This is a genomic window from Porphyrobacter sp. MBR-155 (assembly GCF_040547625.1).
In the GTDB taxonomy this organism is placed as follows: domain Bacteria; phylum Pseudomonadota; class Alphaproteobacteria; order Sphingomonadales; family Sphingomonadaceae; genus Erythrobacter.
On record NZ_JBEPQB010000004.1, the window covers coordinates 21,455 to 44,818 of the forward strand.

19 protein-coding genes, 1 tRNA gene and 1 other RNA gene are annotated in these 23,364 nt (G+C 61.0%); 15 read left to right on the forward strand and 6 right to left on the reverse strand.

Features of this window, described 5'->3' with window-relative positions:
- The first annotated feature begins 16 nt into the window (after nt 1–16).
- From ffs to ABIE62_RS05165, 5 genes are all read left to right on the forward strand, one after another.
- An RNA gene (ffs, locus tag ABIE62_RS05145) (signal recognition particle sRNA small type) lies at nt 17–111 on the forward strand.
- A 59-nt stretch (nt 112–170) separates the two neighbouring features.
- Nucleotides 171–1,946, forward strand: coding sequence for a DNA polymerase III subunit gamma/tau (locus ABIE62_RS05150; RefSeq protein ID WP_354324148.1), 1,776 nt, complete (start codon nt 171–173; stop codon nt 1,944–1,946).
- A 13-nt stretch (nt 1,947–1,959) separates the two neighbouring features.
- A complete protein-coding gene (locus ABIE62_RS05155) occupies nt 1,960–2,301 on the forward strand; it encodes a YbaB/EbfC family nucleoid-associated protein (RefSeq protein WP_354324149.1) in 342 nt (113 codons plus the stop codon).
- A 208-nt stretch (nt 2,302–2,509) separates the two neighbouring features.
- Nucleotides 2,510–4,918, forward strand: a complete 2,409-nt coding sequence (gene lon / locus ABIE62_RS05160; protein ID WP_354324150.1) for an endopeptidase La — start codon at nt 2,510–2,512, stop codon at nt 4,916–4,918.
- 139 nt (nt 4,919–5,057) lie between these two features.
- On the forward strand, nt 5,058–5,330 hold the full coding sequence (locus ABIE62_RS05165) for an HU family DNA-binding protein (protein WP_354324152.1): 273 nt from the start codon (nt 5,058–5,060) through the stop codon (nt 5,328–5,330).
- Between the two features lie 94 nt (nt 5,331–5,424).
- Here ABIE62_RS05165 and ABIE62_RS05170 read toward each other — a convergent pair whose 3' ends face one another.
- Both ABIE62_RS05170 and rlmB read right to left on the reverse strand, forming a co-directional pair.
- Nucleotides 5,425–6,327, reverse strand: coding sequence for a hypothetical protein (locus ABIE62_RS05170; RefSeq protein ID WP_354324153.1), 903 nt, complete (start codon nt 6,325–6,327; stop codon nt 5,425–5,427).
- Between the two features lie 49 nt (nt 6,328–6,376).
- Complete coding sequence (gene rlmB / locus ABIE62_RS05175; RefSeq protein WP_354324155.1) at nt 6,377–7,168, reverse strand: 23S rRNA (guanosine(2251)-2'-O)-methyltransferase RlmB; 792 nt, start codon at nt 7,166–7,168, stop codon at nt 6,377–6,379.
- Between the two features lie 168 nt (nt 7,169–7,336).
- Between rlmB and ABIE62_RS05180 the strand changes: the two genes are divergently transcribed.
- Both ABIE62_RS05180 and ABIE62_RS05185 read left to right on the forward strand, forming a co-directional pair.
- Nucleotides 7,337–7,422 (forward strand) — tRNA-Tyr (locus ABIE62_RS05180).
- Nucleotides 7,423–7,620: 198 nt separating this feature from the next.
- Nucleotides 7,621–8,832 (forward strand): tyrosine-type recombinase/integrase, encoded by a 1,212-nt coding sequence (locus ABIE62_RS05185; protein ID WP_354324156.1) that lies wholly within the window; start codon nt 7,621–7,623, stop codon nt 8,830–8,832.
- Between the two features lie 239 nt (nt 8,833–9,071).
- On the opposite strand, the gene ABIE62_RS05190 is transcribed toward ABIE62_RS05185, so the two are convergent.
- Entirely contained in the window at nt 9,072–9,728 is a 657-nt protein-coding gene (locus ABIE62_RS05190; RefSeq protein WP_354324158.1) for a lytic transglycosylase domain-containing protein, read from the reverse strand.
- 124 nt (nt 9,729–9,852) lie between these two features.
- Here ABIE62_RS05190 and ABIE62_RS05195 point away from each other — a divergent pair, with 124 nt between their 5' ends.
- From ABIE62_RS05195 to ABIE62_RS05210, 4 genes are read left to right on the forward strand one after another with little or no spacing between them, the layout of a single operon-like run.
- Nucleotides 9,853–10,782 carry a DUF7146 domain-containing protein gene (locus ABIE62_RS05195; RefSeq protein ID WP_354324160.1) on the forward strand — a complete coding sequence of 310 codons (930 nt, stop codon included), beginning with the start codon at nt 9,853–9,855 and terminating at the stop codon, nt 10,780–10,782.
- 40 nt (nt 10,783–10,822) lie between these two features.
- Entirely contained in the window at nt 10,823–15,064 is a 4,242-nt protein-coding gene (locus tag ABIE62_RS05200) for a strawberry notch-like NTP hydrolase domain-containing protein (RefSeq protein ID WP_354324162.1), read from the forward strand.
- A gap of 53 nt (nt 15,065–15,117) precedes the next feature.
- Nucleotides 15,118–15,531, forward strand: coding sequence for an MbcA/ParS/Xre antitoxin family protein (locus ABIE62_RS05205; protein ID WP_354324164.1), 414 nt, complete (start codon nt 15,118–15,120; stop codon nt 15,529–15,531).
- A complete protein-coding gene (locus tag ABIE62_RS05210; protein ID WP_354324165.1) occupies nt 15,528–16,259 on the forward strand; it encodes an RES family NAD+ phosphorylase in 732 nt (243 codons plus the stop codon). Before ABIE62_RS05205 ends, ABIE62_RS05210 begins: the two co-directional genes overlap by 4 nt.
- Before the next feature lie 233 nt (nt 16,260–16,492).
- Here ABIE62_RS05210 and ABIE62_RS05215 read toward each other — a convergent pair whose 3' ends face one another.
- From ABIE62_RS05215 to ABIE62_RS05225, 3 genes are read right to left on the reverse strand one after another with little or no spacing between them, the layout of a single operon-like run.
- The gene (locus ABIE62_RS05215; protein ID WP_354324167.1) at nt 16,493–17,899 is read right to left on the reverse strand and encodes an exonuclease domain-containing protein; all 1,407 of its coding nucleotides are present in this window, start codon (nt 17,897–17,899) and stop codon (nt 16,493–16,495) included.
- 6 nt (nt 17,900–17,905) lie between these two features.
- Nucleotides 17,906–18,427 (reverse strand): ImmA/IrrE family metallo-endopeptidase, encoded by a 522-nt coding sequence (locus tag ABIE62_RS05220; RefSeq protein WP_354324168.1) that lies wholly within the window; start codon nt 18,425–18,427, stop codon nt 17,906–17,908.
- Nucleotides 18,428–18,429: 2 nt separating this feature from the next.
- Nucleotides 18,430–18,777, reverse strand: coding sequence for a helix-turn-helix transcriptional regulator (locus ABIE62_RS05225; RefSeq protein ID WP_354324170.1), 348 nt, complete (start codon nt 18,775–18,777; stop codon nt 18,430–18,432).
- 156 nt (nt 18,778–18,933) lie between these two features.
- On the opposite strand from ABIE62_RS05225, the gene ABIE62_RS05230 reads away from it, so the two are divergent.
- From ABIE62_RS05230 to ABIE62_RS05245, 4 genes are all read left to right on the forward strand, one after another.
- Nucleotides 18,934–19,155 carry a DUF2188 domain-containing protein gene (locus tag ABIE62_RS05230; protein WP_286866191.1) on the forward strand — a complete coding sequence of 74 codons (222 nt, stop codon included), beginning with the start codon at nt 18,934–18,936 and terminating at the stop codon, nt 19,153–19,155.
- Nucleotides 19,156–19,231: 76 nt separating this feature from the next.
- Nucleotides 19,232–20,371 (forward strand): patatin-like phospholipase family protein, encoded by a 1,140-nt coding sequence (locus ABIE62_RS05235; RefSeq protein WP_354324171.1) that lies wholly within the window; start codon nt 19,232–19,234, stop codon nt 20,369–20,371.
- 12 nt (nt 20,372–20,383) lie between these two features.
- Nucleotides 20,384–21,430 (forward strand): cyclic GMP-AMP synthase DncV-like nucleotidyltransferase, encoded by a 1,047-nt coding sequence (locus ABIE62_RS05240; protein WP_354324173.1) that lies wholly within the window; start codon nt 20,384–20,386, stop codon nt 21,428–21,430.
- Nucleotides 21,423–23,261, forward strand: coding sequence for a ThiF family adenylyltransferase (locus tag ABIE62_RS05245; RefSeq protein WP_354324175.1), 1,839 nt, complete (start codon nt 21,423–21,425; stop codon nt 23,259–23,261). The genes ABIE62_RS05240 and ABIE62_RS05245 overlap by 8 nt, the downstream gene beginning before the upstream one ends.
- The last annotated feature ends 103 nt before the right edge of the window (nt 23,262–23,364 follow it).

Genomic DNA, 23,364 nt, shown 5'->3' on the forward strand with positions numbered 1-23,364 from the left:
GCCGCCATATGCGCGTTCGGGAGTCGGGTGGACGTTTGCGTTCGCTCACCGGGTCAGGTCCGGAAGGAAGCAGCCCAGGTGAATTGCGGCGGGTCGCTCGGCTCCTTTTCCACCATTATCACTGCCATGCGCAGCATGACAAACGCGGCCCAAGCGCCTAGCTTTGTGCCATGAGCGATTCCGATCCAGATCTGCCTGAAGATACCACTGGCCCAACAGCAGCAGAGCTGGAGGCAGCGGGGCAGAATGCGCTGTTCGGCGAACCCGCGCCCACGCAGGAGGCCGCTCCTGCGGCTCAGCCGGCCAAACCAGCCCCTGCCGCAACCAATCAGCCCTATCGGGTGCTGGCGCGCAAATATCGCCCGCAGACCTTTTCCGAACTGATCGGACAGGAAGCGATGGTGCGCACCCTTGCCAACGCTATCGCGCGCGACAGGTTGGCCCATGCGTTTCTGATGACCGGGGTAAGGGGGGTCGGCAAAACCTCGACTGCGCGGCTGATCGCCAAGGCGCTGAACTGCGTTGGGCCGGATGGGCAGGGCGGGCCGACGATTGATCCTTGCGGTGTGTGTGAGGCCTGCGTTGCGATTGCCGAAGGCCGCCATATCGACGTGATCGAGATGGACGCGGCATCGAACACCGGGGTCGATGACGTGCGCGAGATCATCGAACAGGTGCGCTACGCTGCGGTTTCGGCGCGCTACAAAATCTACATTATCGACGAAGTTCACATGCTGTCGCGCAATGCATTCAATGCCTTGCTGAAGACACTTGAAGAACCGCCGCCGCATGTGAAGTTCCTGTTTGCCACGACTGAGGTCGATAAGCTGCCGGTCACGGTGCTCAGCCGCACGCAGCGGTTTGACCTGCGCCGTATCCCCGCGCCAATGTTGGCAGGGCATTTTGCCAAAGTGTGCGGATTGGAAGGGATCGCGGCAGAGGATGAAGGCCTGCGGATCATTGCCGCTGCCGCTGAAGGATCGGTGCGCGATGGGCTTTCGATCCTCGATCAGGCGATTGCCCATGCCGACCTCGACGGGGAGGGCAAGGTCACTGCCGCGCGGGTGCGTGATATGCTGGGGCTGGCGGACAAAAGCGCGCAGCGCCGCTTGCTCGGCCACCTGCTCGAAGGTGACGCCAAAGCGCTGCTCGCCGCAGTCGACGAGCAATACGCGCTGGGGGTGGAGCCGCTGGCGCTGATCCGCGCGTTGATGGATCTGACGCATCGGGTCACGCTGGCGCAGGTGTCTGGCGGGGAGCCTGATGCCCCGGCCGAGGAAGAGCGCGCGGCGCTGGCTGATTTCGCGGCCCGCTTGGGCGCGGCCGAACTGCACCGATTGTGGCAATTGCTGCTCAAAGGCCATGACGAAGTGCGCACCGCGCCCGATCCGCTGGTATCGCTGCAAATGGCCTTGCTGCGCATCCTCCACGCAGGCCAGATGCCCGATCCGGGCAAGCTGGCGAAGCGGATTGAAGAATTGGCGGCAAATGCGATTGCTGCACCTGCTGTTTCAGCCGCACAAGATGATACGCCTGCTGCACCGCACGCCGCTGTATCGACGCTCGATTGGGCCGCACTGGTCAGCGAGGTTGATCGTGCCGGGATGCTGCATGTTGCCGAAGTGATGCGCAGCCGGGTGCGGGTAATTGAGTTGGCGCCTGAGCAGGTAATGTTCGAACAGGCTGACAATTTTCCCGATGATCCCGCGCCCGAAATCCGCGATGCATTGTTCAAGGTGACGGGCAAACGTTGGCTGGTCGAGCGCGGGACTGGCACGGCGCAGCCCAGTTTGCGTGAGACCATCGAAGCAGAAGCGCGCGCCGCCGATGAACGCGTCCGCGCCGATCCGCTGGTCAAGGCCGCGTTTGAAGCCTTCCCCGAGGCTGAGTTGCTTGGCGTAGAAGGCAACCTTGCCGCAGCTTCGGCCAGCCCCCCTTGGAATTAAGGAGACTTTCCCAATGAAATCGATGGAAGAAATGATGCAGGCTGCGCAGCAAGCCGCAGAAACGATCCAGAAGCAAATGAGCGAAATGCAGGTCAAGCTCGACAGCATCGAGGTTGAGGGTACCGCTGGCGGCGGATTGGTGAAAGTTCGTGCCAGCGCCAAGGGCCGCATTCTCGGTGTGGTGATTGACGACAGCCTGATGAAACCGGATGACAAGCAGATCCTCGAAGACCTGGTTGCCGCCGCCTTTAACGACGCGCGTGACCGGGCCGACCGGGTGTCCGAACAGCAAATGCGCGAGATGCAAGGTTCAATGGGCCTGCCGCCGGGGTTCAACCTGCCCGGCATGGGTTAAGATCAGAGAGCAAACGCAAAGGTTGGCAAAGCGCAATGGCTCCTGGTGGCCCGAAACCAGAGCTTCGCCGGGGTTCAACCTGCCCAGCATGGGGTAAAGTGCCGGCCAGAGTCCACAGCTTAGCCTGCGTGCACCATTGCGGGCCGCGAGCCTGCTACCCATATTCACTGCAAAGGCAGGCCCAATCGGCCGCCGTGGACACAAAAATATGACTCAGACTTTCCCTCTCCTCCCGTTGCGCGATATAGTCGTTTTCCCCGGCATGGTGGTGCCGCTGTTCGTCGGGCGCGATAAATCGGTCGCGGCGCTCGAAGCGGCGATGGCGGCATCCAAGGACATCGTCCTGATTGCTCAGCTTGATCCGGGCTGTGATGATCCCGAGGGCGATGACCTTTATGATGTCGGCGTGATTGCGCAGGTGCTCCAACTGCTGAAACTGCCCGATGGTACCGTGCGTGTGCTGGTTGAAGGTAAGACCCGTGCAAAGCTCTCGGCGCTGGTCGATGAAGGTTCGCACGTCGCCGCCGAAGTCGATCTTATCGATCCCGACACAGTTTCGGGTAGCGAAGTCACCGCGCTGATGCGGCAGGTGGTCGAACAGTTCGGCGAGTATGTGAAGCTCAACAAGAAGCTGGGCGAGGACGCCGGTGTAGACCTGTCCGATGTTGATGACGCGGGCCAGTTGGCCGATACCATCGCCGCGGCAATCAGCGCCAAGGTTTCCGACAAGCAATCGCTGCTGACCGAAACCAGTCCGTTGAAGCGGCTCGAACTGGTGATGGCCTTCATGGAAGGCGAATTGTCGGTCTTGCAGGTTGAACGCCGCATTCGCGGGCGCGTGAAGCGCCAGATGGAGAAGACTCAGCGCGAATATTACCTCAACGAACAGTTGAAGGCGATCCAGAGCGAACTTGGCGGCGGGGACGGTGAAGACGGCAATGAAATCGCCGAACTGACCGAGAAGATCGCAAAGACCAAGCTATCGAAGGAAGCCAAGGCCAAGGCCCATGCCGAGCTGAAAAAGCTGCGTGCGATGCAGCCGATGAGCGCCGAGGCGACAGTGATTCGCAACTATCTCGACGTGCTGCTCGGCCTGCCATGGGGCAAGAAATCCAAGCTGAAGAAAGACATCGCCAAGGCGCAGGACGTGCTTGATGCCGATCACTATGCGCTCGAAAAGGTCAAGGATCGCATCGTCGAATACCTCGCCGTGCAGGCGCGCACCAACAAGCTGAAGGGGCCGATCCTGTGCCTTGTCGGCCCGCCGGGGGTAGGCAAGACGTCGCTGGGCAAATCTATCGCGCGGGCAACGGGCCGCGAATTCGTGCGCCAGTCGCTGGGCGGGGTGCGTGACGAGGCGGAAATCCGCGGCCACCGGCGCACTTACATTGGCTCGATGCCGGGCAAGATCGTTGCCAACCTCAAAAAGGCCGGGACGAGCAATCCGCTTTTCCTGCTCGATGAAATCGACAAGCTGGGACAGGATTTCCGCGGCGATCCGGCCTCGGCGTTGCTTGAAGTGCTCGATCCCGAACAGAACGGCAAGTTCCAGGATCACTACCTCGAACTCGAACTCGATCTTTCGGACGTCATGTTCGTGTGCACCGCGAACAGTCTCGATCTGCCGCAGCCACTTCTCGACCGGATGGAGATTATCCGGTTGGAAGGCTATACCGAGGACGAGAAGGTGGAGATTGCGCAGCGCCATCTGATCGCCAAGCAGGTCGAAGCGCATGGGCTGAAAAATGGCGAATTCATCCTCACCGAAGAAGGCTTGCGCGACCTCATCCGCTATTACACCCGCGAGGCGGGCGTGCGCACTTTGGAACGCGAGATTGCCAAGCTGTGCCGCAAAAGCCTGCGCCGCATCCTTGAAAAGAAGGCTGCCAGCGTCACCATTACGTCCGAAAACCTTGGTGAGTTTTCTGGCGTGCGCAAGTTCAAGCACGGTGTAAGCGAAGACGAAGCGCAGGTTGGTGCAGTGACAGGTCTGGCGTGGACATCGGTGGGCGGCGAATTGCTGACCATCGAAAGCGTCACCACCCCGGGCAAGGGTGAGGTCAAAACCACCGGCAAACTCGGCCAGGTGATGAATGAAAGCGTTTCGGCGGCCTTCAGCTTCGTCAAAGCGCGCGCGCCCGCCTATGGCATCAAGCCGAGCCTGTTTCAGCGCAAGAACGTGCATATCCACCTGCCCGAAGGCGCTGTGCCCAAGGATGGGCCGAGCGCTGGGGTCGGCATGGTGACCTCGATTGTGTCGACGCTGACCGGCATCGCGGTGCGTCCCGATGTCGCGATGACCGGCGAGGTGACGCTGCGCGGACGGGTGCTGGCGATTGGCGGATTGAAGGAAAAGCTGCTCGCCGCGCTGCGCGGAGGGATCAAGACCGTCCTTATTCCGGAAGAGAACGTCAAGGATCTTGCAGAAATCCCGGCCAACGTAAAAGCGGGGCTGGAGATCATTCCCGTAAGCCACGTCGACGAGGTTCTGGCGCGAGCGCTAGTGGAAGCCCCGGTGGCGATCGAGTGGACCGAGGCAGATGACCTTGCGAGCCAGCCGGGCGCTGCCAACGCAGGAACAAATCTGTCTGCTACGGACGTGCCAACCGCGCATTGAGCCGCTAGAACTTCCCCACCAGACGTGATTCGCGGGCTATTTGCCTTTGACAGTCTTGGCAAAACGGTCTCAATTTGCGCGCTTTAAAATTAGCGATTCCCAGCTATCCCAGATTATCCAAAAACAAGGGGGTTCCCATATGAACAAGAACGACCTTATCGGCGCTGTTGCTGACGCAAGCGGTCTGTCTAAAAACGATGCATCTTACGCGGTCGAAAGTGTATTCGGCGCGATCACCAAAGCGCTGGCGGGCGGCGATGAAGTTCGGCTTGTCGGGTTTGGCACTTTTTCGGTGGCCAAGCGCAAGGCATCGATGGGGCGCAATCCGCGCACGGGCGAGCCAATGCCGATCAAGGCTTCAACGCAGCCCAAGTTCAAGGCTGGCAAGGGGCTGAAAGACGCGGTCAACTGATCGCGCCGGCTTACTAATTGCATTGCTAGCAGGGACAAAGGAAACCCCGTCAGCCGACAAGGCTGGCGGGGTTTTGTGTTGGTGGATCGCCCGATCAGCGCGCAGAGGCGATCAGTGCGGTGGGTGCCTGAGTGGTGCGTGCGGTAATGCGCCAGGTCAGCACTTCGCCGCCGTCGGTTGCTGCATCGGGGCCTTCATCCGTATTGTTGGCCAGAATGCGCATTCCCGGCGCGGTGCGCACGGTGAAGGTGCCGTCGATCACCGGGAACCCTGGCATTGTTCCAGCATCCTCGCTGGCGTCTTTCGCGCCTTCATTCGCGCCCATCGCAGCCAGACCGGCGAGTGAACCCATACCCATCATCGCGCCCATCCCTGCATCGGCATTCTGTGCGGCAAAGCCGGGTGCATCGATACGCACCTGACCGCCCTTGCGCTGGATCATCTGGACGAAGGGATTGGTCGGAGGAAAGTCCTCGATCATCGGGAACAGGAAATCATGCCCCAGCGTGCCCGACACGCGGTAGCTGATGTCGAACAGCCCGTCGCCCTTGTGCACCACGCGATCCCAGCCCTTCTGGCGCTTTAAAAGTGCGACCAGTTCTTCTGCTGCCTTGGGATCGGATGGATCGATACCACCCATCATGGCGGCCATCTGTTTGGCCTCAATCTTTTGCCGTTCGGCGCGTTCCTGCGCTGCGGCATCCCATTCCTCACGCTGCACGGCTTCTTCTTCAGGGGAGCAATCACGGCTTTCGTAGGTTTCATCGTCGTAACAGTTGGCGACGAAGGAACCGCCGGATGCTGCGTCCATCTGCGCGAGCTTCGACAGGGTGAGGAAGAAAATCTCGCCATCATAGCTAAAGGTGAAACTGTCCGGCCCGGTCAGTGCCAGTTCGGATGTAAACTTGCCCGGCGTCATGAAACAGCCCGACAATGCGAGCGCAAACCCCGCTAGCACGGCTGCTGTGCGCAAGCGGATGCTTGAAAATATGGTCATGGCAGTCGTCCCCCTCATTGGCGTTCAGCGCAGTCCCCGTGCGCGCCTTTTAACTGCGGGTGGCGACCGCATAAAGCGCAATCGCCGCAGCGTTCGACACATTGAGGCTTTCGATGGCTGACGAGATCGGCAGTTTTGCCAGCACATCGCAATGTCCGGCGATATTGGGCCGCATCCCTTCGCCTTCCGCGCCCAGCACGATGACGAGCGGCCCCGTTGGCATTACCTCGGCGAGCACCGCCTCGGCTTCCCCGGCCAGCCCGATGCGCCAGTACCCAGCTTCGGCCAGTTCATCGAGCGCGCGGGCGAGGTTGACCACTCTGATCCACGGTACGGTCTCCAGCGCGCCCGAGGCGGACTTGGCCAGCACGCCGCCTTCGGGCGGGGCATGGCGATCCTGCGTGACGATCGCGGCAGCGCCAAACGCGGCGGCTGAGCGCAAAATCGCACCGACATTGTGCGGATCGGTCACCTGATCGAGCACCACGATTGGCCGATCAGCCTCTCCCAATGCAACTTCATCAAGGAACCGGTCTTCGAGCGGGGCGCATTCGAGCACCAACCCTTGATGCGGGGCATCCTTCGCTACCAGCCGCCCCAGATCAGCGACATCGGCATATTCAACCGGGAAGCCTTCGGGCAACTCCCCATCAAGGCTGTCGATCCCCTCACGAGTCGCCCACAGCTTGCGGTGCTGGCGTTCGGGGTTTTTCAAAGCGGCCTCAACCGCGTGGCGGCCCCACAGGCGCACCTGCCCGGTTCCGGCCCGGCCCGAACCGCGCCCGCCCTTCATCCGGCCTGCGCGGCCTCTCAGGGCGCGTTTGCGTTCTTCCTTGGGCATCTTTGTTCCTTGCTCGCGATGTTGCGTGCGCTCCCCTGCCAGCAGGGCCATTGACAGGCAAGCACCGCTTCGCCAAAGGGGCGCCTCTCGGCATTGAGCTCGGTTCGGGCTTGTGCATTTTCAGAGCGTAGCGCGCTCAGGAACGCCCCCCGAAACAGGGGACTGTGTGGACAGGTGGCCGAGTGGTTAAAGGCAGCAGACTGTAAATCTGCCCGCGCAAGCGTACGCTGGTTCGAATCCAGCCCTGTCCACCACCCCCTTATCCGCAAGCATCCACAAAACCCCATGGAAATCCTCGTTTTCCTAGGGTAATTTGCCCTTATCTATCCGCACAAAACCGCTCCCGTTTGCACGCAGCCGGAGCCTAGTGTGGGGGTAATGTGGGGGTAAAATCGGTTACCCCCACACTTTGACTACCCCGGTGAGGGGGTAAAGAATGTGGGGGTAAATCGATGGGCAAACTCACAGCAGTTGCGGTCAAGGCAGCCTTGGCGAATCCCGGCACCTATCAGGATGGGGACGGACTTTTTCTAAAAGTGGATAAACGCGGCGGTGCGTACTGGAATCTTCGCGTGCAGCAGGATGGCAAGCGACGGGACATCGGCATCGGAAGCGCCAAGCTGCTGACACTGGCGGACGCGCGTCACAAAGCCGCCGACCTACGCAGGGCGATCAAGGTCGATCAGCGCGATGTTCTGGCGGAGAAGAAAGACGATGCAGCCGCCAAAGTGACATTCCGCGCAGCCGCGACCCAGTACCACTCCGAGAACGAGGCGGGCTGGAAAAGCGCTGTTTATGCGCGCCAGTGGCTTGCGAGTCTCGAGAACTATGCCTTTCCGAAGCTGGGTGACAAGCCGACCGGCAGCATCACCAGTCCCGATATCATCAACGTGCTGACGCCGATCTGGCAGGAAATCCCCGAAACCGCCCGTCAGGTGCGCAATCGGATTTGCACCGTGCTCGATTATTCCCATGCCAAGGGTTGGCGCTCGCGCGAGGCACCTTCTGGCAATGGCAGCCTGAAGGCGGGCAGGGGCCTTCCGCGACAGGTGAAGCAGGCGGAAAACCGCAAGGCCATGCCCTATGTCGCGTTACCCGGTTTCATGATCGCCTTGCGGCGCAAGCCTACTTACACGCGTCTGGCGCTAGACCTTCTCATTCTGACGGGCGTCCGCTCCCAGGAGGTGCGGCTTGCGACATGGTATGAATTCGATCTTGAGCAACGCCTCTGGACGATCCCAGCTGAACATATGAAACGCAACAGGGCGCAAATCGTGCCGCTCTCGGACGCGGCTCTGGCGGTACTCGCGAAGGCGGATGCGATGCGCCTTGAAGGAGCCGAGGTGGTCTTCCCCGGCATGACCGGCAAGGCGATGTCCAACATGACGCTGCTCAAGGTCATGCGCGACATGTGCGAACCCTACCACGTCCACGGCTTCCGCTCCACGTTCACCGATTGGGCCGCAAACGAAGGCTTCCCCGATGCCGTGGTCGAAGCGGCGCTGGCGCACAAGACGCCCGACGCGGTGCAGGCGGCCTATCGGCGCACAACCTATCTCGGCACGCCGGATCAGCCGGGCATGCGGGTGAAGTTGATGGAAGCGTGGGGGCGCTACTGCAATGGTGTGGCAGCTGATGCGGGCAACATTGCGCCGCCGGAGTGAGGGTGGGTACAGCTAGCCCGGAAAATGGCTGAAAGAGCCATACTTCAGATTTGCCTGTCACGGGAATGCTTGCGAGCATCGAATTTACTCTTCGATGCACCAATTCCCTCAGTTACGACCGTCTGGCAAGCATGGGCACATAAGGCCGGGTGAGAACTGCTTACCTTAGCTGACGCGCGACAACTGGGATGAAAGGCGAACTTTCATCGTGAAGTGCACTCGGCAATTTGGAGCGATTGCTAAGAACGCCAATGGCGAAGCACATCGCGGACATATTTGGGCGTCTCGCCATTCCGAGGTATACCGCCCGCGCGTTCGACTGCACCTGGCCCGGCATTATAGGCCGCCAAAGCGAGGTGGACCACTCCGAACTTGTCGAGCATCTGCCTCAGATACCGCGCCGCGCCGAAGATATTGGCCATGGGGTCAAATCGATTCGAGACACCGAGCTCTTGTGCGGTTGCTGGCATCAGCTGACCAAGGCCAGCGGCGCCTGCTGGGCTGACGGCGAGCGGATTGTAGCGGGACTCGGTCCAAACGAGTGCGTCGAGCAGGCCAGTGGGCAAAGAATACTTAGCTTCTGCCGCATATATGTGGGGCAGGTAGCTCGCCCGTCGGAACCCGGATGGGCCAGTTTTCTCCTTGCGCTCGGATTCAGATGGCAGGTTGACCCAGCTATTGTCTGCCACGGTCACGCTCGGTGCTGGGGCGACCTGCACGGATTGCCAGAGCCCATGCTCGACCAGCTGGAAGCCGTTTGATGCTTCGGCAATCCTGATGCCGTCGGAATACCTGGCGGGGACGTCAACTAATGCTGGCATCGGCAATTCCTCGGCATTTGCAGGCATGGCTGATGCGATGGCAATGCCACCCAACAGTAGAGCTCTTTTCATCATCTCTCGATCTTTCTGTAGTCGAATCGCGTGAGAACATATAAAGAACATAGAGCGTAGGAAAATGGTTTGGCGCTGGTGCAGAGCGGAGGCTGCACGGGGACGGCACCTCTATCGGAGTAGGTCGATGCCCCAGCTAAAGAATGCTCATCAACTCGAACGCCGTGCCCGCACGATTGTCGAACGCCTCAACGGAACATGGCGTCATGGCAAAGGCATGTGCTGCTGCCCGGCACACGACGACCGCACTCCCTCGCTGAGCGTGACACTGGGTCGGAAAGCGATCCTGTTTCATTGCTTTGCGGGATGCTCGAACGAGGATGTCATCGTGGCACTGGACCGCCAGGGTGTTCGCAGCCGTGACCTGTTCGATGGTTCTGGCGCGGTGGCCGCTGATCCGCAGGAAAAAAGAGACTTCAATTCCAACGCACGGCGTTTGTGGCACTCGGCGACGGCGATCTCCGGCAGCCCTGCCGAAAGATACCTCGTGCAGCGCGGTCTCCAGCGCGCATCAGACCAGTTCCGTTACCTGGAACGTACGCCGCTTGGGCCGCGCGGGGCGGTCCAATTTCTCCCTGCGATGTTGGCGGCGGTCACGACTGACATTGGCATACTCGCAATACACAGGACATTTCTCGACCTGCCCAGCGGCAAGCTGGTCGGCTTCGAGCGGCCGAAGCGCGCGCTGGGCAGCCTTGGCTGTGGTGCTGTCAGGATTGCGACTCCAGTGCAGGGGCGTCTGGGGCTCGCCGAAGGTATCGAGAGCGCACTTTCCGCAATGCAGTTGTTCGGGATCCCGTGCTGGGCAACACTTGGGAACGAGCGTTTCGGTCTTGTTGCGATCCCGGAGAGCGTGCGCGAGCTCTACTTGTTTATCGACAATGACGCCGGGGGCGCTCTTGCGGAGCAGCGAGCGCTGAAGGCCTACGCTGCGCCCAATCGTGTCATACATTTACGAGCGCCAGCCTCACCCGGTTTTGACTGGAACGATGAGCTAAAGTCCCGGCTTGCCCGAAAACCTGATCCATCGGGCAGAGGGGAGGGGGCCTTCGACTGATTGAGGCCTGCCCGCCGCAGGACCTCGTCAGGAGGTTACCATGTCCAACTCTTCCCTCGCTTTCGCTTTCGATCCACCGTCACCGCCAGTCGTTGTGATGGCGGCTCAGACCATGACTTCTGAGCTTGCCGCAGGCCGCGCGCTATCACGCGGCGACGTAACGCGTATCATGACTGAGCACTTCGGTGGCAGCGATGCTCTCGGGCGTTGGTCAGTTCGTGACGCTCACGCAGCGCTCGAGCTGGCACAGGTTCAATACCTGCAAGCGTTCGATCAAATCCAGCTCTCAACCCCGATCGACGAGGCGGAACAGTTCTTATGCTCCCTCGATGCACGACTTCCGACCCAGACCAACCGCAGCGACGAGCAGATCGAATGGCAGCAGTTCGCAACGCCGCCGCACCTTGCCTGGCTCGCTGCCCGGGCTTGCGCGCTGGCAACCGGCGAGCTTGTGCTGGAACCGTCGGCCGGAACAGGGATGCTCGCAGTCTGGGCCAACAAAGCCGAGACGCGCCTTGCCCTCAACGAGATTTCGCCGCTGCGTCGCGATTGCCTGAGCGCCCAATTCCCGGCTGCCCGTGTGACCGGACACGACGCCGAATTGATCGATGAGCTGCTCGATGTAGCCGTCGTCCCGAGCGTCGTGCTCATGAACCCGCCCTATTCTCACGGAATCGAACGGGGCCACGATGGTCGCACAGGGGCAAGGCATCTGCGCTCCGCGTGGAACCGGCTTGCCCCCGGTGGTCGACTTGTCGCGATCATGCCCGAATGGTTCGACTGCGGGAGGTTTCTAGCCGGCGTGAAGGGGCCAGTTGCGCTGCGGCTCAATGCCGCAGTCGAACGCGCATTCATCAAGAGCGGCACCGGGATCACCACGCGGCTTCTGGTTCTCGACAAGGTGGAAGGCGGCAACGAGCCTGTCGCTATCCGCACGGACGACTTGCGCCAGCTGGCCTATCTTGTCGATGCTTTACCGGCTCGCGCCAGCCTGGAGGCCGCTCCCGAGAAATCTAGCCTTCCGGCTCGTGCTCCATTTCGTCTGGTGGCCGCGCCGCGCAGGCCGCTGCCTACACCAGCCAGGATCACTCCTTCAGCCTCTGCCATCGGGTCGCTCACCTACCAGTCGCTTGAAACCCCTGCGCCGCTCGCCCCTCAGGTCGGCCACTATCTGCCCTATCGCCCGAGCAGGATCGTGATTGATGACGCTGCCGGGCATCCCACGCCTCTCGTTGAGTCCGTCGCTATGGGGTCGATCGCTGCACCAATTCCCGAAGCTGTGCCCCAGCTGCCCGACGGGCTGATTGCCAAGGGACTGCTATCGGCTGCCCAGGCAGAGACACTCATCTACGCTGCAAGCGCCCATGCGCGCGATCTGCCCGGCCGGTTCGAACCCGAGGACAAGGGCTGTTCACTCAAGGCATCTGCGGAAGGCCAGACCTACCGACTGGGATATTTCCTCGGGGACGGAACAGGTGCCGGGAAGGGCCGTCAGGTTGCGAGCGTCATTCTCGACCGCTGGGTGCGCGGGGAACGCCGCCATATCTGGATTTCGAAGAACGAGGCGTTGCTCGAAGACGCACGCCGCGACTGGGCCGCCCTTGGCGGTCTCCCAATCGACATCCAGCCGCTGGCGTCCTGGAAACTCGGCACCCCCATCGCTATGCGCGACGGGATCCTCTTCGTGACCTATCCGACGCTGCGTTCGGGTCGGAGCGACGCAACCCGGCTCGACCAGATCCTCGCCTGGGCTGGTGAGGATTTCGACGGTGTCATCGTGTTCGACGAAGCGCACGCCATGGCCAACGCAGCCGGCGGTGAAGGATCGCGGGGCAAGGTCAAAGGCTCAGAGCAGGGCATAGCTGGAGTCCGCTTGCAAAACCTCCTGCCGCGAGCGCGCGTGCTCTATGCCTCGGCAACCGGAGCGTCCGACGTTAACAACCTCGCCTATGCGACGCGCCTCGGGCTCTGGGGGCCGGAGACCGCCTTTGCCAATCGCGAGGCTTTCGTTGCAGACATTCGCGACGGCGGCATCGCCGCGATGGAACTGGTCGCGCGAGATCTCAAGTCGCTGGGCCTATATACCGCGCGTGCACTCTCTTTCGCGGGTGTCGAATATGAAATCCTCGAGCATTGCCTGACCGAGGATCAGATCGCGGTCTACGATGCCTATGCCGAGGCTTGGGCGATCATCCACGCCAACCTGCGCGAAGCGCTGGAGGCCACGCGGATTGTCGACAGCGAGACCGGCGGGACCCTCAACTCGGGTGCCAAGTCCGCAGCGCTGTCGATCTTCGAGGGAACCAAGCAGCGCTTCTTCGCGCAGCTCCTTCTGTCGATGAAGCTCCCCAGCCTGCTGCCTGCGATCGATACGGCTATTGCCGATGGTTACGCTGTGGTCGTCCAGCTGGTCTCGACGGCAGAAGCCATGCTCAACCGCCGGCTCGCTGACCTCTCGGACGAGGAACGCGAAGCGCTGGAGATCGATCTATCCCCGCGAGAATATGTGATCGACTATCTCGCCAAGAGCTTTCCCGTCCGCCTAATGGCTGTCTTCACTGACGAAAACGGCCATCCTCGCTCCGAGCCGATGAGCGACGAAAACGGCGCGCCGGTACTGTGCCGCTCTGCGCTTGCCGCGCGCGACCGGATGATCGAGCAGCTTTGTGCCCTTCCACCGATCGCGACAGCGCTCGACGCCGTCATCGAACGCTTTGGCGTCGACCAAGTGGCCGAAGTCACTGGCCGCACGCGCCGGCTCATCGTTGGCCGCGATGGTCGTCAGAAACTCCAATCCCGTTCGCCGCGTGCCAACGTCGCTGAAACGCAGGCTTTCATGGACGGTGCCAAGCGCATCCTGGTGTTCTCCGATGCCGGGGGGACGGGGCGTAGCTACCATGCCGATTTCGCGGCCAAGAACCAGGCCCGCCGAGTTCATTTCCTGCTCGAGCCGGGCTGGCGGGCTGACGCCGCAATCCAGGGGCTTGGACGGACCAATCGCACCAATCAGGCATCGGCTCCGCTGTTCAGGCCGGTGACCACCGATGTGCGCGGCGAACGCCGGTTCATCTCGACGATCGCACGGCGGCTCGACAGCCTCGGTGCCTTGACGCGTGGGCAGCGCCAGACCGGCGGACAGAATCTGTTCGATCCGGCCGACAATCTCGAAAGCATTTACGCAAAGGAAGCGCTCCATCGCTGGTTCGGCCTCTTGTTCACCAGAAAGCTCGAGGCGGTCAGCCTTGGGCGCTTTCAAGAGCTTACGGGCCTAAGGGTCGAAGCACCTGATGGTTCAATGGACGATGACCTGCCGTCGATCCAGCGGTGGCTCAATCGTATCCTCGCGCTGCCTATCGCCCTACAGAACGCGATCTTTGACGAGTTCATGGGGCTGGTCGAAGCGCGCATCGATGCCGCCCGTCAGGCTGGGACACTCGATCTTGGCCTTGAGACCATTGCGGTCGAGGACTTCACGGTCTTGTCTGACACTTTGCTGCGCACCGATCCGGCCTCGGGCGCCACCACTCATCTGCTCGAACTGGAAATCGCTAGAGCTTTGAAGCCGCTCACGCTCAAGCGGCTCGAGGAGGTTCACGGCCTCACCGGCCAGCGGCAGCGGCCGGTTCGGAACGCTCGCTCTGGTCGGGTCGCCCTTCTTGTGCCCGCCCGCAGTATTCTTGCCGATGACGGTACGCGCGTGACCCGCTTCGAATTGCTGCGTCCGCTGGGGCGCGGTCACATCACCGAAGATCAGTTGGCTGAGAGCAGCTGGGAGGACATTGCCATCGGCGCTTTCCGCGAGGCGTGGGCCGCCGAGGTGGAAGAGGCGAGGACGAGCCACAAGCGCGAACGTTTGTATCTTGCGACGGGTCTCCTGCTCCCGGTCTGGGACAAGCTCCCTTCGGACTTCGTGAGGGTGAGCCGTATCTCGGCGGCGGATGGTCGCTCGTTGCTCGGCCGTGAGGTTCCTGTCCATTGTGTTTCGGACCTCTGCCTGGCCCTCGGCCTCGAACGCGAGCAAACGCTCTCCGCTGATGACATCGTCCAGACCGTCCTCGCGACGGGCCGAGCCATGGAAATCGCTGGCCGTGAGCAGCTTATGGTCAAACGCAGTCTGGTCAATGGTTCGCAGCGACTTGAACTCGCTGGTTGGAGCGCCGCCCGCCTCGACTGGTACAAGGCCCAAGGGTGCTTCACGGAAATCATCCGCTACCAGACCCGGCTTTTTGTGCCGATCGATGGCGCAGCGAGCGTGATTGCCAGACTGGCATTATCGGTATAGCTCCTTGCCAAATGGCATCATTCAGAATATATGCTGCCATATGGAGAAATGCCATGCTGGCTCTGCAACCCGTTGATACTGCCGTTACCGCCTTCCGGCCCGATCCGATTACGCAAGACGAGGCAGCTGCCATGTTTCGGGCGGTCCTCAATCTGTTTGGCAAATGGGAACTGACCGACGAGCAGGCTGCAACCCTGCTCGACATGCCAGTTCGCTCCTATCGCCGCTGGAAGGCGGAAGGGCCCGGGCGTATTTCGCGCGACGGGCGTGCGCGTCTCTCCAACCTCATGGGCATTCACAAGGCGCTTCGGATCATCTTCTCGGAGGCGACCCGCGGGTATGCTTGGATAAGAGCGGCAAATGAAGCGTTCGGCGGAGCCAGTGCGCTCGACGTGATGATGGGAGGCGAGCTAACCGACCTTATGCGGGTGCGTCGCTACCTCGACGCGACACGCGGTGGCTGGTGAGCGGAACGGCGGATATCCCGGTTTCTCGAGTTGAGTGGAGGGGCGCTGTTCGGATCATCCGGAGCGCCTTTCCGCCAATCGATCTGTTCGAAGATATCGCTGATCCAGCTGACTGGCCGCTGCTGATTGCGGCAGAGCAGAAGACCAATCCCCGCATCATGACGACGATTGGCAATCTCGACCTGGTCCCGGTCGACCGGCGCGCGGGAGGGGCGGGGGCCTCCTACCTTATGGCGCCATTCACCCACGTCAGCACCGACAGGCCAAGCCGCTTTACCGATGGCAGCTACGGCGTTCTCTACGTTGCCGACCGGTTCGAGACCGCGCTGTTCGAGAAAATCTACCACCATGCCCGCTTCATGGCGCGGACCAAGGAAGCCCCTGGTTGGACCTCCCAGTTCCGCGAAATCGTCATGTTAGTTGATGCAGACCTGCATGACCTCCGACATTTGGTGGGTGAGCCAGTTCCGGCGCTCAATGCCGACAGCTATGCTGCGTCCCAAGCGCTCGCGCACCAACTCAGGGGCGCGGGATCGGACGGGATCGCCTACCCGAGCATTCGGCATCCTAGCGGGGAATGCGTTGCACTCTTCTACCCGGACTGCGCGTCAAATCCCGTCCAGGGGCGGCACCTCGACTATCACTGGGACGGCGAGAGCGTCGACCTCGTGCGTGAAGCCGGCTCAGGGGCTGTTTTTCGTATCGTCGATTTGCCAAGCAATGACTGAATAGGAAGCGCCCCCCTTACATGCCGTAAACCCTGCTTCTTTTTAGCCTAGTAAAGGCTGCCATACACCCAGCTCTCGCAAGATGATGCAAATGGGACTTTCGAAGACAAGCCGATCTATGACGTCGAGGATCGACTAGTGGTCGTTGAATGATGGTTGATGTGAAGACTGCCTCCACCCAACCTTTGCGACTGCATGATCCACAGACGCGCAATATTGCGGGAGGAAAAAATTCAAAACCCCATCTGCGCCACCAAAGTGGCAGCCCGTGCGCTACGATCCTGCAAGTAGTTGCGATAGCGAGTGAGAAGGCCGTCGTGATCTGCTCCTTCCTCAATTAACTTCTTCGCTTCCGTTAGAGCAAGCTCGTATGTGAGACAGCCGGATCCATCTCCCGCCAATTGATTTACCAAGCGGAGCTCTATTTCGCCTCTAACCGTTGCGGGAAGAACGCTTCGCGCTTCGGAGTATATCAGGCGTAAGCCAAACCACCGCAGACGCTCGTCTTCTAAGCCTTGTGCGATTTCGAGGCGATCCGGCCATAATGCTTGGTGAAAAGCGTTCATGCGTCCCTCGTCTTCTGGCCCGGGGAAGCCGTCGTAAATTCGCTCCTCCAGATGAGGCGAGAGAGGAAACGGCTCGCGAACAGCGTTGTAAGCCGCGACAAGCCTTGCACGTAGATGCGAGTCAGCCTTTACGCGCCGGGCCTGGCCTTCAATGAGGCCAATCGAACCACCATCCAACATATGTTCGGGAGCATCGAAGAAAGCGGTCAGCGTGGGTGCCGCATTGACCCTGAAGCGACGAATCGGACTGGGCTTTTGCGTGAGGTGGGCCTGAAGCTCGAAATCGCCCATCGCAGCAAGATAGTCTATGTCTTCATTGAGGTTGAGGCAAATTCGGCCGTTTGCTTGGTCAGGGTCAACACCGATACATACAACCGGCGCGTGATAAGCCTGTCCGCCATAGAACTCCGTCAGCACGAAACCATCTTCGGTGTCGACGAAATCCGAAACAGTTGCCTTGTTCGAAAACCGCACGAACCGTTGCCAAAGCTCCGGAGACCGTTGCCGAACCAGTCGGCAGAGCTCGACCGTCGCAAGCACATCTGACATCGCGTCATGCGCTCGAGGATGAGCGACTCCATTCGCCGCTGCCAAGTGTTGCAATCGAAATGTCCTTCGGCCCCCATCGTTGATTGGCACAACGAGCTGCGCTGGCGAGACCGCATCAGCGGCCATCATCAGGCTGAGCGCATCGGCCCTGCAGTTGCGGTGATAGCTTGTTAAATAGGGAGGGTAGAGGCATTGAAAGAGTGCATTGCGCAGCATCTCCTCGTCGAAGCGGATCGAATTAAAGCCGATGAATACGGCCGGACTCCAAGCCATAAGGTTTCGACGAATGTCGCTAACCATCGAGTAGTGCGACGGCAGGTTCGTGTCCGTCAGCCAATCGATCGGCAACCCGTTCGTCCGCAATGCCGAGGGATGGGGTAGCACATGGGGCTGGAGGCGCGAGCGCGCTTCGAAGCGCCCTAATTCATTCAGGTCTCCGTCGGTGCGAACAGCCGCGAAATGGATTATCTGATCGAACCCGCGCTTGAGCCCCGTCGTCTCTGTATCGAAGAATACGAAGCTCAAGGCGCGCTACCAACGAGTTAGCCGAAAGCGCATGGCAGCCGCGCTCACTCTGAACCGACGGGCCAACGCTTCGATCGCTGCCTCGTCCTCTAGATCGACGCCACCGCCTTCCAACGCAACAGCCAAGAGATTGCCGGGGATCAGAAGCTCTGAAGCGAACGCGTTGGCCTCGATTTCCATCGGCTCAGTCCCCAGCGCTGACACATCGTTACGGAATAGGACGCGAATCCCCTTATCGACATGCACGGCTTGGCTGATCGCAGGGGCATGGAGTATGTGATGTGCTAGCTCATGAGCCGCCGAGAACCGCTGTCGGTTCGGATGATGCAGCGCGTTAACTCCGATGATACCGACACCATCTTTGATGTACGCCATGCCCGAGAGGTCCTCGTCGAGCGGTGCATACTGAAGAACGATTTTCCGCGATTTAATTATTCGTTCGATCGGGACTGGTGGCGTCGATACGCCAAACTCCTCGAGGATCGAACGCGCAGATGCACGCGCCCGATCAAAATCCGCATCCGCCATAATCAGGCCTTACCGCGTCGAGGCTGCAACGCGGTTGTGATCAGGTCGGCGACTTGTGCTTCAGCGTGTTGCGAAAGCGTCTGCTGATTGGAAAGCATCATCTTCAGTCCATCCCCTAAAGGCTTTTGCGGCGTCGGCGGCAGGAGTTCCGCCACCTTGGAAAAATCGAGTGCGGCGGCGAGCGCGTAAACGTGATGCAGCAGGATGTTCTGCCTGCCGCTCTCGATATTGGCGATCGACGCACGCGACATCTTCACCTTCCCAGCTAGTTCCGCTTGGGTGAGGCCAAGCGCCTTCCTGCGGGTCGAGACCGCACTGCCAAAAGCCTTGTAGAGCGCTTCGCTTGCCATGGCCGCTGTTTGCGCTGCGTTCTCAAGGATGTCAACGTCGCAAACAAAGTGTGCTTTATACAAACATAGTAACGTGCTCATGACTTGACATATCGGGCAAACTGAACGATCTACTTCGCGAGGGCGCGGTGCCCAGAATGAATCAAAGGATCAACAATGTCGAAAAGGATTCACGTAGTGCCCCACGGCTCGGGATGGGCCACGCGTCGTGAAGGCGCCACCCGCGTGGGGTCGACCCACAGCACCCAAGCAGATGCAACGCAGGCCGCGCGTGGCACCGCCGTTCGCGAACGCGGCGAAGTCATCATTCACCGACCGGACGGTCGCATCCGCGACGCCAATTCGTACGGCAACGACCCCTTCCCGCCGAAGGGCTGACTGGGCACCTCGGAGGCACGCAGGCTCCGGCACGGGGATAGGGCAACTAGGTCGTTACAAAGGAAGCATCGTGTAAATGGGGAACGGCGAAAGACAGTACGGCGCTGAGCGACCATATCGCGTGCTCAGCTTGGACGGCGGAGGGATGCGGGGCATTTATACGGCCGCGTTTCTTGCGCGCCTGACTGATCAGTTCGCGCGCATTCGCGGCGAATCTGCCCTCGATCTGGGACGCGGTTTCGACTTGATCACCGGTACCAGCACCGGCGCGATTGTCGGCTGCGCGCTGGCCGTTGGGCGCCCGATGACGGAAGTGGTGGCGCTTTATCGCGATCACGGCCCCAAGATTTTCCCGCATCGGATCACGGGGAAGCGGAGTGCGATCTACCGAGCGAGCCAAGGCGCACGTTTCGTGCGCGGGGGCGACGAGGCGCTGCGTAAGGCGCTGCGCGGCGTGCTCGACGACATCACTATGACGGACGTGTTCGAAGGTCGCGGCATCTCGCTAGCAATCCCGACCGTGCTGATGAGCGAACACCGCGCCTGGGTCTTCAAGAAAACTCCCAAGAGCGGGGTGCGCGACGATCGCTATCCGTTGGTGGACGTTTGCATGGCGACGAGCGCCGCGCCAATCTACCGCTCGCTCGCCGCCATCGATGACCCGAACGCGCCGGACGGACCCAAGCAGGTGTTCGCCGATGGGGGGCTTTGGGCCAATAATCCGATTATGGTCGGGCTCGTCGACGCGCTGACGGTGGCGCCGCCCGATCGTCCGATCGAGATCTACTCACTCGGAACATGTCCGCGCCCCGAGGGTGATCACCTCGACGCAGAGAGCGCGCACCGCTCCATGCTCGACTGGTCGCTCGGCGCTGACGTCGCGCCTCTTAGCATCTCGGCGCAGGAGTTTGCCTTCGATCACATGGCGAGGCTGTTGACGAACGCCATTAGCAACTGCGGTCGCTCGATCCAGCGCGTGCGCTTTCCCAACAAGCCGGTGCCGGCAAGTATGATGCCGTACCTCGCCCTCGACGACACTCGGCCAGAGGCGATGGATCGGCTGGTCAGCCAGGCGCACACCGACGCCGATCTGACCAAGAGCACTTGCGATGATCCCAACAGCGCCGACGGGCGCATGATTCGCCAACTCATGTTCGATCTACCAGCGATGCCGACCACCGGTGCCGTCTGGCGTCCCGCTTCCACCGATATGTAGAAAGGATAGGTGATGTTCGACTGTGCCAAAGATGTTCGTGCCTACCACGACCAGAATGTGACTCTGCCCAAGAGCGAGCAGGATGCAATGCGCGACCGACGCAACTCCAACCGGACGCGGCTGCGGAACGGGCTGGAGAAGGCCGGCAAGCCCAAGCCGATCGAGTTCGTCAAACAGGGCAGCTACGCCATGAAGACGATGTGCCGCGACCCAGACAACGACTATGACATCGATGACGGGGTCTATTTCCACAAGAAGGATCTGGTCGGTGATCGCGGGGCCGAGATGACGTCTCTACAGGTGCGATGGATGGTGCGCGATGCGGTCGACGACGGCAAGTTCAAGCGTGCGCCTGAGGTGCGATCAAACTGCGTGCGCGTCTTCTATGAGAAGGGTTATCACGTCGATTTGCCGGTCTACCGCCGCGTCGTCACAGAAACCGTCTTCGGCGAAGAGGTGCATTACGAGCTGGCGGCGAGCAGCGGCTGGAAGCGGTCTGACGCCCGCGATGTGTCGAACTGGTACGAGGACCAACGCGCCGCATCAGCCGACGGCATCCAGCTGCGCCGCATCAATCGCGACCTGAAGAAATACGCCCGCAGCCGCTATAGCTGGCGCGGCTCGATCCTAAGCGGCTTTGGCATCTCGGTTCTGACGACCGAGAGGTTTAGCACGAACGACCGCGAGGATCGCGCGCTGTATGACACTATGGTTGCCATCCGTGATCGGCTGAACTGGAACCTCGTCGTCGCCCACCCAGTAACACCAGGGGACACCATCACCAGTGGGGGCGACGATGCCAAGGCTCGCTGTTTCCGCGAGAAGTTGACTGAGGCAATCGACACGCTGGCGCCGCTCTTTGAAGCCGACTGCACACGCGAGAAGGCGCTCAAATGCTGGGACAAGGTGTTCGCGACGACTTTCTTCAGCGAGCGCTTGGAAGATGAGCAGCGCGCCTGTCTAGTTGCTCCGTCGATTATCAGTTCGGCTGCACTGTTGGGCGCGACGTCGGCGGCGGCAAGCGCAGTCAGCAGCGCCGGCGGTGGTCGCCATGCCTAGTGATGCCTTACCACTCGGTTGGCGACACGCAGCGCTTCGTCTTGAAGCGGCCTTGCGCGAGCATGCGGGACAGGCGCCAGAGCGACTCGACGCCACGACGATTGGCGCAGACTATCCAACCCGCGATTGGATCGCGGCCGGTTGGCGGATCAGCGTTGCCTTCTCTGACGGCGTGATCCGACGCATCGACTTGCTGGCGGGAAGGCATTTTCCGACGACGCCGGTGAGAACGGCGCTAGTTGACCACCCTGAGGCACTGACTTGGCCGCATGTCGAGAGCGACGGCGTCCTCTGTCTGCTGCCCAATATGGCCGAGTGGGATCCGGACGATCCGTCGGCGGTCGCTCTGGGCCTCCTTCATCGCTCGATCATCTTGATTGGGGAACTGCTGGAGGGCGGCATAGTCGAGCGCGATTTCCGCGAGGAATTCGTGACCTACTGGGGCTACAAGGCGCATTCACAAGGCAAATCGCTGTTCAGCTTGATCGTGCCAGGTCCGGTCTCGCGGGGAGTGCGGATTTGGCGCGGACAAGGCCTCGAGGTAGTTGGAGAGGACGAAGAATCCTTGGCCGCCTGGGTCCGTCATCGCTTCGGGGACAAGACGCCGATCAAGACTGAAGCGGCGGCCTACCTCTGGCTGGAAACACCGCCCTTGCCGGTCGAGTACCCGGAAACCGCTGCTGATCTTTATCGGATGGCCGAACGAATCAACGATAACGCGCGGATTGTTCTTGAAGACGTGGCGAGCGACGAGCCCGACGAGTTGTTAGCGCTATTGGGCGCGGTCGGGCGCGGCGGCGCTGCGTTGATTGGAGTGAAGGCGCTTAATCCGAAGCGACGCAAAGGCCGGCCACGCGCGCCCGACGAGCCGCTGTCGATCGGGTTCCGACCGGGCGATACGCCACAACCTCTTCTTTTCAGACGCTTCTTCGGCGCGCTTCCGGTCGTACGGACTCAGGTTCAGCGCGCCGACGCTGCTTGGGTGCATGGTCGTGCTCAGGATTCTCGCACGCAACATCTGCTTGGCGCAACGGTTGTCGTTGTCGGCTGTGGTTCGGTCGGCGCACCCGTCGCGTGCGCTTTGGCCCAGGCTGGAGTCGGGCGGATGGTGCTAGTCGATCCTGAGATTCTGGGATGGCCGAACGTCGGCCGTCATCCGCTTGGTGCCACCGATGTAGGCCGGAACAAAGCCGAGGCTTTGGCAGAGCGACTTCAGACTGACTATCCGCACCTCACCGTCGAACATCGTCCGTCGGGTCTCCATCAACTCATCGCGCAAGATGGGGATGTGCTCGCGGCGGCCGATCTGATCGTCGCCGCGACTGGCAATTGGGGTGCTGAAAGCGCCCTCAATCGGTGGCATATCGCGCAAGGCCGCGCGCGACCCATTCTTTACGGGTGGACGGAGGCCCACGCCTGCGCCGGCCATGCGGTCGCTATCGGCGCGGGCGACGGATGCCTGCAATGCCATATCGGACGGACCGGTGCGCCGGATGTGAAGGTGATCGAGTGGTCGGAAGGGGGCGACGCCACCCTAGAGGAGCCAGCGTGCGGCGCACATTTTCAACCATACGGTCCGATGGAACTGGCCTATGTGACGGCGATGATCGCAGACGCGGCGATGGACTGCCTCCTCGAACCGCCTGAGCATTCATTTAGTCGCGCATTCGTCGCTTCGGCGCGCCGTATTGCAGCACTTGGCGGACAAATGACTGAAAGTTGGCGCACTGCTTTTGGCGAACTTGTAGATAGTATTCAAACGGTCGACCGGCGTTGGCCGTCCGCCAGCTGCGCTGCTTGCGGGCCTGGGCTTTTGGACGAAGCTGCCTAGAATTTTGCGGAATTGCCATTCGACGGGAGATCGCGCGACAGTGGTCAACTGCGAACACTTGGTTTGGTTCACGAATTGAAGCGAAATGTGCTTCGAATGGACG

Bases quoted from the DNA above. Each gene is read 5' to 3' on its own strand.
- ABIE62_RS05155 (WP_354324149.1), top strand. From the start codon at position 1,960: ATGAAATCGATGGAAGAAATGATGCAGGCTGCGCAGCAAGCCGCAGAA.
- ABIE62_RS05165 (WP_354324152.1), top strand. From the start codon at position 5,058: ATGAACAAGAACGACCTTATCGGCGCTGTTGCTGACGCAAGCGGTCTG.
- ABIE62_RS05200 (WP_354324162.1), top strand. From the start codon at position 10,823: ATGTCCAACTCTTCCCTCGCTTTCGCTTTCGATCCACCGTCACCGCCA.
- ABIE62_RS05190 (WP_354324158.1), bottom strand. From the start codon at position 9,728: ATGATGAAAAGAGCTCTACTGTTGGGTGGCATTGCCATCGCATCAGCC.
- ABIE62_RS05205 (WP_354324164.1), top strand. From the start codon at position 15,118: ATGCTGGCTCTGCAACCCGTTGATACTGCCGTTACCGCCTTCCGGCCC.
- rlmB (WP_354324155.1), bottom strand. From the start codon at position 7,168: ATGCCCAAGGAAGAACGCAAACGCGCCCTGAGAGGCCGCGCAGGCCGG.
- ABIE62_RS05150 (WP_354324148.1), top strand. From the start codon at position 171: ATGAGCGATTCCGATCCAGATCTGCCTGAAGATACCACTGGCCCAACA.
- ABIE62_RS05245 (WP_354324175.1), top strand. From the start codon at position 21,423: ATGCCTAGTGATGCCTTACCACTCGGTTGGCGACACGCAGCGCTTCGT.
- lon (WP_354324150.1), top strand. From the start codon at position 2,510: ATGACTCAGACTTTCCCTCTCCTCCCGTTGCGCGATATAGTCGTTTTC.
- ABIE62_RS05220 (WP_354324168.1), bottom strand. From the start codon at position 18,427: ATGGCGGATGCGGATTTTGATCGGGCGCGTGCATCTGCGCGTTCGATC.
- ABIE62_RS05170 (WP_354324153.1), bottom strand. From the start codon at position 6,327: ATGACCATATTTTCAAGCATCCGCTTGCGCACAGCAGCCGTGCTAGCG.
- ABIE62_RS05195 (WP_354324160.1), top strand. From the start codon at position 9,853: ATGCCCCAGCTAAAGAATGCTCATCAACTCGAACGCCGTGCCCGCACG.
- ABIE62_RS05185 (WP_354324156.1), top strand. From the start codon at position 7,621: ATGGGCAAACTCACAGCAGTTGCGGTCAAGGCAGCCTTGGCGAATCCC.
- ABIE62_RS05240 (WP_354324173.1), top strand. From the start codon at position 20,384: ATGTTCGACTGTGCCAAAGATGTTCGTGCCTACCACGACCAGAATGTG.
- ABIE62_RS05230 (WP_286866191.1), top strand. From the start codon at position 18,934: ATGTCGAAAAGGATTCACGTAGTGCCCCACGGCTCGGGATGGGCCACG.
- ABIE62_RS05235 (WP_354324171.1), top strand. From the start codon at position 19,232: ATGGGGAACGGCGAAAGACAGTACGGCGCTGAGCGACCATATCGCGTG.
- ABIE62_RS05225 (WP_354324170.1), bottom strand. From the start codon at position 18,777: ATGGCAAGCGAAGCGCTCTACAAGGCTTTTGGCAGTGCGGTCTCGACC.